Genomic DNA, 12654 nt, shown 5'->3' on the forward strand with positions numbered 1-12654 from the left:
CACGATGAGCACACCTCTTTTCGCCGTCGCCGCCGAGCGCACGGCCGGTCACCCCTTTCCGCGGCAGCTCGCGGAAGCCCTGGGCGGCCACGGTTCCCGGCCCGGCCTGACCCAGCTCGAAGCGGCGGCCGAGCGCATCCGCGCCGACCGCGACGCCTTCGCGGCCTGGCTGCGGGACCTGGCCGCCGATCCGGTCGCGGCGGCCGAGATCGCGAAACGCTCGTACTGGCACCCCAACGGCTTCGCCAAGATCGTCCTCCACGCGGGCGTCGAGCCGGAGTTCCGCGTCCGCCTGCACGTCTGGCCGCGCAGCGAGACGCCGTCGCGCGGCGAGTCCAACCCGCACAGCCATCGCTGGGAGTTCGCCTCCCACGTGCTGGCCGGGACCGGGATGCACATGGTCGAGTTCACCGAGACCGCCGAGGGCGGCAAGGCCTTCCGGCGCTACCGCTACGGCGCCGACCTCGCGAACCCGGCAGCCCTGACCGCCGACGGCGAGGTGCGGCTCAAGCGCCGCGCGGTCCCGCACGTCCAAGGCGGCGACGTCTACACCTGCGACACGTCGATCGTCCACACGGTGCGGCCGATCGACGCCGGGCTCACCGCGACGGTCGTGGTCCAGGGTCCCCGCCGGACTCCTACGACGGTCGTCTACTGCGCGCCCGGCGAAAGCGACGACCAGCCCAACTTCGACCTCACCGAAGCCGATTTCGAAGAAATCGTGAGCGAAGTCCGTTCGATCCTCGACCGGGCGGTCTCATGATGACGCCCGTGCAGCCGGAACCCCAGGTCAAGAAGCGCCGGATCCCGCTGTGGCGCGCCCGCCGCGGTGTGCTGACCGACCGGGCCATCCGGCGCGCGCACAGTGGCGGCGAGCTGCGCATCGAGCCCTTCGACGCGACCCTCGTCCGCCCGGCCGCGCTCAGCCTGAGGCTCGGACACGAGGCGTTCAGCCTGGTCACCCACGGTCCGGTCGACATCGCCGATCGATCGACCTACCCCGGGCTGGTGCGCAAGGAACCGGATCCGCGCGGCAGGCTCGTCGTCGAACCCGGTGAAGTCGTGTTGGCCCCCACCCTGGAGAAGATCGGTCTCTCCGAGAATCTCGTCGGCCTCGTCGACGGCACCAGCGACTACGCGCGGCTGGGCATCAGCGTCGTCTTGTGCGGTCAGGTGAGCCCGGGTTTCGGCCATGGCAAGCTGGCGGTGATCACGCTGGAGATCGTCAACCACCTCCGGCATCCCGTGCTGTTGTATCCCGGGACCCGGATCTGCAACTTGATGCTGTTCGCTTCGAGCGGCAGCGAGCTGCCCTACGGCGAAATGCCGCACAACTACTCGAGCGACCACGCGGTCGTCGCGTCCCGATTGGCGGATCATGTCCGGCACCACTGAGCTTCACCTCGGCGACCTGGGGGAGCGGGGCATCCAGGAACACGTCCTGCGGCCGAGATACGGCGACACGGAAGGCTTCGGCGACGACAGCGCGTTCCTGGCGAAAGTCACCACGCCGAGCGAGCTCGTCGCGACGACCGACAGCTGTCCGACCCCGGTGGTCAACCTCCTGGCCGAACCGGACCTGTACCACGCGGGCTGGCTGCTGGCGACGATCAACCTGTCCGACCTGGCCGCCGCCGGCGCCGAGCCGCTCGGCCTCGTCGTCAACTACACGCTGCCCAAGGCGACCACGGTCCGGGAGTTCGAGCGGCTGCTCGACGGCGTCGACGACTGCTGCACCGAGCACGGCACGAAGGTCGTCGGAGGCGACCTCCGTGACGGCGCCGCGACGCAGCTGACGGCGACCGCGATCGGCAGGTGCGTTCCGGGCAGCAGGCTGCGGCGGTCCGGGGCCCGCGCCGGGGACCGCCTGCTGCTGACCGGCTCCCCCGGTTACCTCTGGGCCGCGGCCCTGTTGGCGACGGGGCGGGCGACGCTCCCGGCGTCGGAGCGGGACGACATCTGGCGCCGCGCCTGCCGGCCGATGGCTCAGCTGAAGGCGGGAAAGGTGCTGGCGGCCAACGGTCTGGCGCGGGCGGCGATGGACGTCTCCGACGGCCTGTTCGCCACGGTCCGCACGCTGGGCGAGGCGAACGGCCTCGGCGCGGCGGTCAGCGGGGATTTCGACCTCGGCGAACCGCTGGCGCAGGTGTGCGCCCAGGCCGGCCTCCGGCCGTTCGACCTGGCCCAGACCTGGGGCGACTGGGGGCTCGTCGTCGCCGTCCGGGCCGAGGACGTGGCGCTGGCCACGAAGATGGTGCGCGAAGAAGGTGTTGCGGTGCAGGAAATCGGGACGCTCACGGCGGACGGCGGGCTCACCGCGGGAACCGCTCCTTGGCGCGGGATCGCGCAGGAGCGGTTCTCGGCGAGTTCGTGGCACGGCGGTGACTTGTCCACTTTGGTCCCCGAGGTGCTGAGCATTCCGGCTTAGCTGTGGGCGCGCAGGGGAACCACGTTGCTCGGCAGGGCAGCGCGTCCCGGCTCGCGGTGCGCCTCGGTCGGGCTGATGGTCAGCGTCACGAGGCTCGCGTACCGCGGGTGGCGGTCCACGTACACCTCCGGCATCGAGCACGCCGCCGCCAGGACCGTGCGCTGGCGGTGGAGGTGCTCGAACGTTTCGCGGCCGAACAGCGACACCACGATGTCGCCGCCGCGGGGACGGGTCCACAGGATCGCCGGGGGACGGCCGCCGGGCAGGCGCAGCCGGGGGAACGCCGCCCGCAGCCGGTGCTGCACCCGGATCGCGTGAATCCGGGCCCGCACTTGGCGGCGCCGCAGCACCGCCACACCCGCAGCGGTGGCGAAGACCGCCGACGCCCACAGCGGGCCCGCCCACAGCGCGAAGGTCACCACGCAGTAGGGGAGCAGCGTCACCGCCAGGATCTCCCACCGCCAGTGGTACACCCGCAGTGGGAAGGCCGGTTGCCTGCTGGTCATTTCCGTGCTCCTTCCGGTCGCCCGGCGGCGGAGGAGGCCGCCGAGGTGGCGCGAGAGACGTCCGGCGCCGATGCCCAGCACGAGGGCGGCGACGATCACCGGCGCGGACGTCATGTCGAGATCCGGGTCTTGGGGGCGGGCTCGGGTTTCAGGTCGCGGTCGCGGCCGAGCCGCCAGGCCCAGCGCCACCCGGCCCAGATCGCGGCGACGGAACCCAGCAGGACGAGCACGAAGGCCTGACCGACCAGCCCGTCGAGCGGCGCGAGGCGCAGCAGGACCAGCAGCGCCCACAGTTGGGAGGCGGTGAAGGGAATGACGAGACCGGCCGCGTAAACGCCCCGGCGCCAGCGGCTGCGCGGAGCGGGGGTGAAGGGGTCCATGAGTTACGCCTCCCTCTGCTGTGGATCCAGGAAACCTCCGGGTCGTCCCGTCCCGTATGCCGGTTGACACACAACGCGGGATTTTTCAGTCCGCCAGTCGCCGAGGGAGCGCAGGAGAGGCATCCGCCTGCGGCCGTTCGGCCCACCTTCACTCAATTTCAGTCTCTGGACTGTAGGTGCTGAACTGAGCTGTAAGCAACGCGGAGGACGACAGTGTTACTGGTTTGCTGCAGGAAAAACGCGCAGGCGCCAGCGCTCGGTCACGGTCGCGATGCGGCTTCGAACGAAACTCGTCCATCCGTGTACAATTGTGTGTCAGCTCACGTTACTGAAATTTACTGAAGGGCGGCGTGGTCGTGTCCCCAGCCGAGTTGCGCCGGCCCGCGCTCGCTCGGCGTCTGCGCGCGCTGAGGGAGGAGCAGTGGCCCGAAGCGGGCATCACTCAGGGGCAGCTTGCCCAGGCGCTCGGCGGCACCAAACCCCTCAGCGTTTCGCTCATCTCCTCGTGGGAGAACGCGGACAGGCCCGTCGCCCCGCCGGTCCGGCGGCTGAACGCCTACGCGTTGCTGTTCGCCACGCGGCGGTCCGTGAACGGCGCGTCCGTGCGTGTCCTCGCACTCGATGAGCTGACGGACGACGAGCGACGGCGGCACGACGAACTGCTCGAGGAGCTGCTGTGGCTCCGCGACGGACGTGAGCACGCCGCCGAGCCTGAGCTGGACGTCTGGCGGTTCCCCGAGAACGAGGACGTCACGATCGTCTGCGCCCTGCTCCCGGAGGACCTGCGGCAGCATCTGTCCTATGCGGACCCGGAAAGTGCGGACTTCACCACTCTGTACACTTACGCCGATCCCGACGCCTTGATCGAGTTGTTCGGACACATCAGGTCTGTCAACCCCAAGAACCACGTCAGCTTCCACACGACGGACCAGCTGACCCCGGACGACTACACGACCCACCTCGTACTCCTCGGTGGCGTCGACTGGAACACCGTGACCCGCGACGTCATCGAGCGCGTCGACCTCCCGGTGGAACAAGTCGCCCGGAACGACGACGCGCCGACCAGCGAGCCCGGTGGGTTCCTGGTGCAGCGCGAGAGCGGGTCCGTGCTCTTCCCACCTCAGCTGGACAGTAAGGGTCACCTGTTGGAAGACGTGGCACATTTTTACCGGGGGGTGAATCCGTTCAACCAAAAGCGCACCGTGACCGTATGCAATGGTATGTACGGTCGTGGAACGCTTGGCGCGGTGCGCGCCTTGACGGATGCCCGGTTCCGTGATCGGAACCACGAGTACCTGCGGGAACGGTTCGGCGAGGCCGAGTCGTTCAGCATCATCAGCCGGGTCCCGGTGGTGGCCGGTCAGGGAACGACTCCCGATTGGACACTCGAGGAAAACCGATTGCACGAGTGGCCTGAGGCCGAGTGAACGCGCGGCAACACCGGACGCACGCCGGCCTGCTGACCAGTGTCGAGGCAGGCGAGGCACCGCGGGCGGTCCTGGATGCGATCATCGTGCCCAACGGACGCGCCGTCTCCGAGCTGCCGGCGGCCATCAGCGCGGCCAGGCAGGCCAATGCTCATCTGGTGCTGCTGTGCAGCCTCGATGCCAACGCCTTGAGCGCCGCGCTCGCGGCCAGGCAGGCCGGTGTCCGGGTGACAGCGATCGACACCGATCTCCTGCCCCGGTGGCTCGTGCCCACGTTCGCCACCGACAAACTGCTCCGCGGCACCGAGTTCCACCGGAAGGTGGACACCAGCCTCAAGCGGAACCTCGGCCTGCTCATCGCGCTCCTCACGGGCTGGAAGCGGATTCTCTTCCTCGACGACGACATAGTGCTGCCCGAGCCCGCTGACCTGGCCGCGGCGGCAGGGTTGCTGCGGGATCACCCGGTGGTCGGCCTCCGGAACGCGGGGATGCCGGACAACTCGGTCGTGTGCCACGCTCTCCGTGGTGTCGGCGCCCCCCAGGAGTCGTTCATCGGTGGCGGCGCGCTCGTGGTCGGGGAAGCGGCGTTCACCTCGTTCTTCCCCAATATCTACAACGAGGACTGGTTCTTCCTGCTCGACGGCCGGACCCTCCGGTCGCCGGCGGTGACCGGAACGGCGATCCAGCGTCCCTACGACCCCTACAACCCCCGGCGTGCACGCGCGGAGGAACTGGGCGACACGCTTGCCGAGGGCGTATACGGCCTGTTGGACAACGGCCGTGCGCTTGCCGAGGCGAATGACGCCTACTGGGCCGAGTTCCTGGCTCACCGACGGCAGATCATCCGTACGACGGTAGCGCAAATTCAAGGTTCGGCGATCCACTCCGCGGACAAAGCGAAGATGTCCGTCTCGCTCGAAGCGGCGATCAGCAGCAGTTACCAGATCACGCCGGAGCTGTGCGTGAGGTACCTGCGAGCCTGGCAGACGGACTGTGTGCGGTGGCGCAACCATGTCACCTGGCTCCGGCGAGACTACGGGGAGCGCGTTGACATCAACCACACGCTCGCCATGTTGGGGATCGCCTGCTTCGCCCAGCCGGGGATCGACGGCCGGATCACCCCTGCGAGGAAGCGCCGACCGCGCTCGACTCGGTACGAGGGGGCGGCGCCGAAGGGCTTGGCAGGTCCTTCGTCAGCACATGACACCGTTCCGGTTCTTCAAGAATCCCACCGCCGGAGAGTCGTCTCTGGGCATAACAGATAACCTCGCCGTGACTCCAGTCGCGGTAGCCGAGCCGGTGGTAGAGGCGGGCCGCGTCGAGGTTGTCCGTCAGGACGGCCAAAGCGACCCGGTCGCGGCCTGCCTCTGCCAGCCGGCGCTCGACCGCCGCGACCAGGGCCTGGCCGACCCCGCGGTTGCGTAGCTCGTCATGGACCTGCAGGTGGGTCAGCAACGCGACGCCGGGCAGCTGCTCGCGGATCGGCCGCTCTTCGGCCTCTTCCAGCCACAGGTAGACGGTGCCCGCGGGGCGGTAGTCCAGCCAGGCGAGGAAGAGCACACCGCGGCCGTTCTGCTGACGGGCGAGCCGATCGGTGAAGTATCCGTGGTCACCGAAGGTCGCGGCGAAGGATTCCAGGTCTGCGGAGCGGGCCGACCGGATGTAAAGCTCGGTCATCGCCGGGACTCCTGTTCGCCTGGGCACCGCACCGACCAGTCTGCCGGAGTGAGCCGGTCTTTGACCAGGTCGGCGCCCTCACACCCTGCTTTCGTCGTGTCTCACACGGTCGCGGTGAGGTCGTAAACCGTTACACCGTCGACGGTGGACGACTGGAAGTGCGAAGCCACCCATTCGGCGATCTGCTGGGCCGCGTCCGAACCGCTGTTGCCCTGCATCGCCAGGCCATCGCCGAGGAAATAGTGGATCTGGCCGCTCGCCACGTACTGCTGGAACTGCTCCAGCGTCGGATACGGATCCGTCCCGTTGAACCCGCCCACAGCCATCACCGGTGCCCCGCCGGCCAGCTGGTAGCCGGCTGCCGCGTTCGAGAGCACCGTGGCTGCCGTCCACCGGTAATGCGACGCGTCCTTCTGGAGTAACGCCGTCAGCGAGGTGCCCGGCAGTGTCGTCGAAAGCAGGGAACCAGGGCCGCCGCCACGACCGCCGCCGAAGCCGCCAGGACCACCCGGGCCGCCGAAACGGCCGCCGAAGCCCGAAGACGGCCCCGCCGACGGGATCGCGCCGCTGTGCGTCGTCGCTGCCGTCGCCAGTGTGTACGCGCTCGTGCCGGCGAGCAGGACCACCAGCGAAAACACCGCCACGAGAGACGCCGCCCAGCGGGTCAGGTGCGCCGCGAAAAACAGCGCCACAGCTGCCATCAGCCCGCCCACCAGCACCGTCGGTGCCAGCCACGGCTGCCACGACGACCCCGACAGCACCAGGTACGCCGTCAACGCCGTCAGCGCGACTCCGCCGCTGAGCAGGCCGGACGCCGCGGGTTGTGCTCGCAGGCGCCACAGCTGGACCGCCGCCGTTCCGACCAGCGCGCCCACCGCCGGTGCCAAAGCCACGGTGTAATACGGGTGGATGATGCCGCCCATGTAGCTGAACACCAGCGCCGTCACCACCAGCCAGCCGCCCCACAGCAGGAGCGCCGCGCGGGAACGGTCGGTGCAGGTGGCCCTGCGGGTGAACCACAGGCCCGCTCCCAGCGCGAGCAGGGCCGCGGGCAGCAGCCAGGCGATCCCGCCCGCCATCTCGCTGCCGAAGAGCCGGGTCAGCCCGGTCGAGCCCCAGCCGCGGCCGGCGCCGCCGCCCACGCTGCCGACCTCGTCGCCCGTGATCCGGCCGAAGCCGTTGTAGCCGAAGATCAATTCCCACAGGGAGTTCGTCTGGGACCCGCCGATGTAGGGTCGTGAAGCCGCCGGCCACAGTGCGACGACCAGCAGGTACCAGCCCGCCGAGACCAGCGTCGCGGCCAACGCGCCCAGCAGGTGCAGCAGCCGCTTGCCCAGCGGCACCGGCGCGGCGACGACGTAAGCGAGTGCGAAAGCCGGCAGCACCAGGAACGCCTGCAGCATCTTGGCCAGGAACCCGAAGCCGACCGCGACGCCGGCCAGCGCGAGCCAGCGCGGGCTCGCCTTCTCCAACGCACGGACGACGCAGTACGCGCCGGCGACCAGCAGCAGCACCAGCAGCGCGTCCGGGTTGTTGAACCGGAACATCAGCGCGGCCACCGGCGTCAGGGCCAGCACCAGGCCGGCGACCAGCCCCGCGGCCGGACCGGACGTGCGGCGCACGGCCGCGGCCAGCAGCCAGACCGAGCCGACACCCATCAGCGCCTGCGGTACCAGGACACTCCACGCGTTGACGCCGAACAGCCGGGCCGATAGCCCCAGCACCCACAGTGCCGCCGGGGTCTTGTCGACCGTGATCGCGTTCGCCGCGTCGCTCGAGCCGAAGAACAGCGCCTTCCAGCTCTGCGAGCCCGCCTGGGCCGCCGCGGAGTAGAACGCGTTGGCCCAGCCGGACGCGCCAAGACCCCACAGGTAGAGGACGGCCGTCCCGAGCAGAAGGACGGCCAGGGCGGGGCGGTGCCACGTAGAGCGGACAGGCGGTGCAGGGGTCACGGCGGTTTCGTGTGACGCGAGAGCGGCTTTTCGGGGGTTCCGGGTGGTGGAGCCCCCGGCCTGGGGCGAAGCCCCGGATGTCACAGCGGCTTTTCGGGGGTTCCGGGTGGCGGAGCCCCCGGCCTGGGGCGAAGCCCCGGATGTCACAGCGGTCATGAGATCAGCTTCCGGTTTCCAGCTGGGGCCGGGTTGTGCCGATGCTGTGCACGCGCTGTGCGGGGACGGCCACGGGGAGGCGCACCGCGAACTCCGTCCGGCCGGGACGGCTGTGCACCTCGATCGTGCCGTGGTGGGCGACGACGACGGCGGACGCGATCGCCAGCCCCAGCCCGGTGCTGCCGGCGGTGCGGGAGCGCGAGGAGTCGCCGCGGGCGAACCGCTCGAAGACGTCCGGCAGCAGGTCCGGCGGGATGCCGGGGCCGTTGTCGGTCACCGTGAGCACGCCGTTGCCGTCGGCCGAGCGCGCCAGCGCGGTCACCACCGTGGTGCCGGGCGGGGCGTGCGTGCGGGCGTTCACCAGCAGGTTCGCCAGCACCTGGTGCAGGCGCTGGACGTCGCCGAGCACGAGTACCGGCTCCGGGGGCAGCTCGAGCAGCCACCGGTGCTCGCGCCCGGCGACCCGGGCGTCGCCGACGGCGTCGGCGACCAGCCGGGTGAGGTCGACCTCGCGCACGTCGAGGGGGCGGCCCGCGTCGAGCCGCGCGAGCAGCAGGAGGTCTTCGACGAGCGCGGTCATCCGGACGGCCTCGGACTGGATCCGGCCCATCGAGTGCGCGACGTCCGGCGGCACCAGCGCGCTGCCGCGGACGGCCAGCTCGGCGTACCCGCGGATCGCGGCCAGCGGCGTGCGCAGCTCGTGACTGGCGTCCCCGACGAACTGCCGGACGCGGATTTCGCTGTCGTGGCGTGCTTCGAGGGCCTGCGCGACGTGGCCGAGCATCAGGTTCAAGGCCGAGCCGACCTGGCCGACCTCCGTCCGCGGGTCGGTGTCGGCTTCGGGGACGCGGATGGACAGCGCCACCTGGCCGCGGTCGAGCGGCAGCTCGGTGACGCGCCCGGCGGTCGCCGCGACGCGCTCGAGCGGGCGCAGCGTGCGGCGGACCGCGAACGCGCCGAGGAGGGCCGCGCCGAGCACGCCCGCGGCGGCCACGCCGAACAGGATCAGCCCGACCGTGAGCAGCGTGTCGGTGACCGGCTTCATCGGCAGGCCGGTGACCACGACGTCGGACGTCCCGGTGACCGGCAGCGCCATCAACCGGTACTCGCCGAGGTCGTCGAACGACATCGTGTGCGGCTTGCCGTCGGCGGGCACCGAGAGCATGACGGCCTGCTGGGCCGCGCTGAGGTGCAGCCGTCCGCCGTGTTCGGAAATGCTGTCGTCGTGGACGAGCAGCTGCCCCGAGAAGGTGCCGCTCACCGTGCCGACGTTCTGCCCGAGCGGGTGCTGGCCCAGGCTTTCCGGCGGCGGACCGCCGTCCGGCGGCCGGACGTTGCTCGCGAAGACCAGTGAGCGGTTCGCCGCGGCTGAGAGCTGCTGGTCGATCTGGCGGGTCAGGAACAGGTCGAGCGCGAACTCGCTGACCACCCCGACGATCAGGCACACCACGGTGAGCAGCACGACCATCGAGCCGGTCAGTTTCGTGCGCAGCGAAAGCCGCCCCCGGCGGGGGCGTGGCGGGACGGTCGGCGCGGCCATGGATCCAGCGTCGGTCCGCGCCGTGTGTGCGACTTGTGCGCTGCCTGTGAGGCCGCTGTGTGGTGACGGGCCGATGCCGGATTCCTCCGGATCACAGGAACGGCTGACGGCAGGCACAGTCCGCGCACAGCCGGTGACCCCACCGTGGATCGCACCGAACGATCTCGTTGAGGAGCACCAGCATGACCACACCGCAGGCACCGTCCACTCCGGAACAGACATGGGGCGCGGCACCCGCGCCGGGCTCGGCCCCACGGCCGGGCTGGTCGCCGGGCAAGAAGATCGCGGCGGGCGCCGTCGCGGCGGCGATCGTGGCCGGCGGAGGAGCGGCGGTCTGGGCCGCTTCGTCGTCGTCGGCCGCGACGGATGCCCAGGCCGGGCCGGGTGGCATGAACGGCGGCCCGCGCGGCGCCGGCGGCTTGGGCTCGGCCCTGCACGGGGAGTACGTGGCATCCGACGGAAACGGCGGCTACGTCACGAAGATCATGCAGACGGGCGAGGTGACGGAGCTGAGCGCGACGTCGCTGACCGCGAAGAGCGACGACGGGTTCTCGAAGACATACACGATCACGTCGGCGCAGGCGACGGGCCTGGCGACCGGCGACACCGTCACGGTGGTGGCCACGGAGTCGGGCAGCACGGCGACGGCGACTTCGGTGACCGACGGGGAAACGGCAGCGCCGGGCGGCGGCCGGGGCACTCCGCCCTCGGGCGCGCCCACCCGGACCGGTTGACCCCGGCGCCCCACGTCGTGAACGACCCTTTCCTGTCGCCGGAGGGCCTGTTGTTTTTTGTGTTGGCTGTCTGGGGGGGCTGAGACGTGCCGTCCCGGTGTGCGGGCCGGGGTGTCCGGCCTGGTGCTAGGTGGTGCGGAGTCGGGTGGTGGTGATGCCTTTGGTGCGGAGTTTGAGCAGGTTGGTGACGGCGGCGGCGAGGGAAAGTTCGGCTTGGACGGCGGCCAGGCCGCGTCGGGCGAAGCGGCGGAGTCCGCGGCGGTCTTTGACCCAGGCGTAGGGTGTTTCGATCATCGGGGCGCGTTGTTTGTAGAGGGCGTGCCCGTCGGGGGTGCGGAGCCGGTGGTTCATTTTCTCGCGTGGGGTGGCGTTGTCGGGTGGGTCGCCGGTGGCGGGGTCGGTGACGGCGCGCCGGTCGATGACGTGGCGTTTGGCGTCGGCGATGAGCCGGTCCGGGCCGTCGGTGGTGAGGTTGGTGTCGGAGTCGTAGCCGGCGTCGCCGACCATGGTTCCCACGGTGAGGTCGGTGCGGCCGGTGCGTTCGGCCAGGTGCGCGGCGGTGGCGGTGACGTCGTCTTTGGTGGGGATGAACTGTTCGAGGTCGTTGGCGTCCTGGGTGGCGCGGGCGGAGATCAGGAACTCGTCGGTGCTGGCCGCGGTCTGGCAGTTGTAGCCCTGGACCCAGCCGTTGCGGGTCTTGAGCAGCCGCGAGTCCGGGTCGGTCAGGTTCGCGGTCAGCCGGTCCTTTCCGGCCTGTCCGGGCACTGCCGATGCGGCGGGCTGGCCTGCGGCGGGTGCGGTCTGTCCGGCGGCGGTCCGCTCGGTGTGAGCGCGTGCTGCCTCGTAGGCGGCGCGGGCCGCGCGGACCTTGTGGTGCTCGTCCGGTGCCACCATCCGCCCCGGCGGGCGGGGACGGGCCAGGAACTCGGCATAACGGGCCTGGGCCTCGGCCNGCAGGCGTTCCCAGCGGGCCCTGGCCACCGCCACCCGGTCCGCGCCCTTGGGCGGGGCCCCGGCCCGGGTGGCGCCGTCGGCGACTGCCTGGTCGTAGGCCCGGGTGGTCTCGGCCTGCTCGGCCGCGGCCCGCTCGGCCTTCTCGCGCCGGGCCTGGATCTGTTCCAGCGCCTGGCTGATCCGCTGGTCACGGTGCGTGCGGTCCATCCCGGGCGGTGGTTCGTCCCCGCGCCGGTCGGCGCCGAAGCGGGCGTCCTCGGCCGTGTCGGTCTCCGCGACGGTGGCCAGGAACTGCTCGGCCTGTGTGCGCAGGTAGTCCTCGCTGCGGTTGGTGTCCTTGCTGGCGTTCGCCGCGATCTTGGTGCCGTCGAAGGCGACCACCCCGAGTGACACCATGCCCAGCTGCGCGGCCAGCACCAGCGACTCGGTGAGCAGGTCGGTCAGCGCGGCCTCGTGGTGCTGGCGGAACCGGGCCAGCACGGTGTGGTCTGGCACGTCTTGGGCGCAGATGATCCGGAACGCCACATCCGTGTGACACAGCCGTTCGATCTGGCGTGAGGAGGACTCCCCATGTGCCATGGCATACACGAACAGGGTGAGCAGCATGTCCGGGTCGTAGCCCCGCCGCCCGACACCGCCGCGCTTCGCGCGGCGGTGAAACGCCGTGGTGTCCAGCCGTGCCACCGCCGCGATCACGAACCACACCAGATGATCTTCTGGCAGCCACTCTGTCATCGACGGCGGCAGCAGAAACTCCTGCCCACGATCAACCGGCCGATAATCCCTTGCCACACCACGATCATCCCCGCCGACCACCGCTACCAGCAAGATCATCACCACGTGTCAGGCAACCAAAAAGCAACAGGCCCCGGATGACAGGAAAGGGTCGTTCACGACATC

The 12654-nt window shown here is 70.6% G+C and carries 11 protein-coding genes and 1 pseudogene; 6 read left to right on the forward strand and 6 right to left on the reverse strand.

Going from position 1 to position 12654, the window contains the following annotated elements:
- Positions 1 to 4: 4 nt before the first annotated feature.
- Genes A3CE_RS0139425 through A3CE_RS0139435 form a run of 3 tightly spaced genes read left to right on the forward strand, consistent with a single transcriptional unit; the run spans position 5 to position 2428 of the window.
- Complete coding sequence (locus A3CE_RS0139425) at positions 5 to 763, forward strand: hypothetical protein (RefSeq protein WP_020645612.1); 759 nt, start codon at positions 5 to 7, stop codon at positions 761 to 763.
- Positions 763 to 1395: a dCTP deaminase gene (dcd, locus tag A3CE_RS0139430; protein ID WP_020645613.1), complete on the forward strand. Its 633-nt coding sequence runs from the start codon at positions 763 to 765 to the stop codon at positions 1393 to 1395. Before A3CE_RS0139425 ends, dcd begins: the two co-directional genes overlap by 1 nt.
- Positions 1379 to 2428 (forward strand): thiamine-phosphate kinase, encoded by a 1050-nt coding sequence (locus tag A3CE_RS0139435; protein WP_020645614.1) that lies wholly within the window; start codon positions 1379 to 1381, stop codon positions 2426 to 2428. The genes dcd and A3CE_RS0139435 overlap by 17 nt, the downstream gene beginning before the upstream one ends.
- Here the strand turns inward: A3CE_RS0139435 and A3CE_RS0139440 are convergent.
- Complete coding sequence (locus A3CE_RS0139440) at positions 2425 to 3048, reverse strand: hypothetical protein (RefSeq protein ID WP_020645615.1); 624 nt, start codon at positions 3046 to 3048, stop codon at positions 2425 to 2427. The two genes, A3CE_RS0139435 and A3CE_RS0139440, sit on opposite strands and share 4 nt — an antisense overlap.
- Entirely contained in the window at positions 3045 to 3314 is a 270-nt protein-coding gene (locus tag A3CE_RS0139445; protein WP_020645616.1) for a hypothetical protein, read from the reverse strand. The genes A3CE_RS0139440 and A3CE_RS0139445 overlap by 4 nt, the downstream gene beginning before the upstream one ends.
- 356 nt (positions 3315 to 3670) lie before the next feature.
- Between A3CE_RS0139445 and A3CE_RS0139450 the strand changes: the two genes are divergently transcribed.
- Positions 3671 to 4741, forward strand: a complete 1071-nt coding sequence (locus A3CE_RS0139450; RefSeq protein ID WP_026469304.1) for a helix-turn-helix domain-containing protein — start codon at positions 3671 to 3673, stop codon at positions 4739 to 4741.
- A complete protein-coding gene (locus A3CE_RS59980) occupies positions 4738 to 6006 on the forward strand; it encodes a hypothetical protein (protein WP_020645618.1) in 1269 nt (422 codons plus the stop codon). The genes A3CE_RS0139450 and A3CE_RS59980 overlap by 4 nt, the downstream gene beginning before the upstream one ends.
- A gap of 25 nt (positions 6007 to 6031) precedes the next feature.
- On the opposite strand, the pseudogene A3CE_RS55575 reads toward A3CE_RS59980, so the two are convergent.
- The 3 genes and pseudogenes from A3CE_RS55575 to A3CE_RS0139470 form a co-directional block, all read right to left on the reverse strand.
- Positions 6032 to 6418: pseudogene (locus tag A3CE_RS55575) on the reverse strand (GNAT family N-acetyltransferase); the annotation flags it as partial.
- A 101-nt stretch (positions 6419 to 6519) separates the two neighbouring features.
- Entirely contained in the window at positions 6520 to 8370 is a 1851-nt protein-coding gene (locus A3CE_RS0139465) for an ArnT family glycosyltransferase (RefSeq protein ID WP_020645620.1), read from the reverse strand.
- 160 nt (positions 8371 to 8530) lie between these two features.
- Positions 8531 to 10066, reverse strand: coding sequence for a sensor histidine kinase (locus tag A3CE_RS0139470; protein ID WP_020645621.1), 1536 nt, complete (start codon positions 10064 to 10066; stop codon positions 8531 to 8533).
- Positions 10067 to 10248: 182 nt separating this feature from the next.
- Here A3CE_RS0139470 and A3CE_RS0139475 point away from each other — a divergent pair, with 182 nt between their 5' ends.
- The gene (locus A3CE_RS0139475) at positions 10249 to 10800 is read left to right on the forward strand and encodes a hypothetical protein (protein ID WP_020645622.1); all 552 of its coding nucleotides are present in this window, start codon (positions 10249 to 10251) and stop codon (positions 10798 to 10800) included.
- A 126-nt stretch (positions 10801 to 10926) separates the two neighbouring features.
- Here the strand turns inward: A3CE_RS0139475 and A3CE_RS52255 are convergent, their stop codons facing one another.
- Positions 10927 to 12588 carry a transposase gene (locus tag A3CE_RS52255; protein ID WP_425387585.1) on the reverse strand — a complete coding sequence of 554 codons (1662 nt, stop codon included), beginning with the start codon at positions 12586 to 12588 and terminating at the stop codon, positions 10927 to 10929.
- Positions 12589 to 12654: the final 66 nt, after the last annotated feature.

Origin of the sequence: Amycolatopsis balhimycina FH 1894 (assembly GCF_000384295.1) — a bacterium.
GTDB classification, from domain to species: Bacteria; Actinomycetota; Actinomycetes; order Mycobacteriales; family Pseudonocardiaceae; genus Amycolatopsis; species Amycolatopsis balhimycina.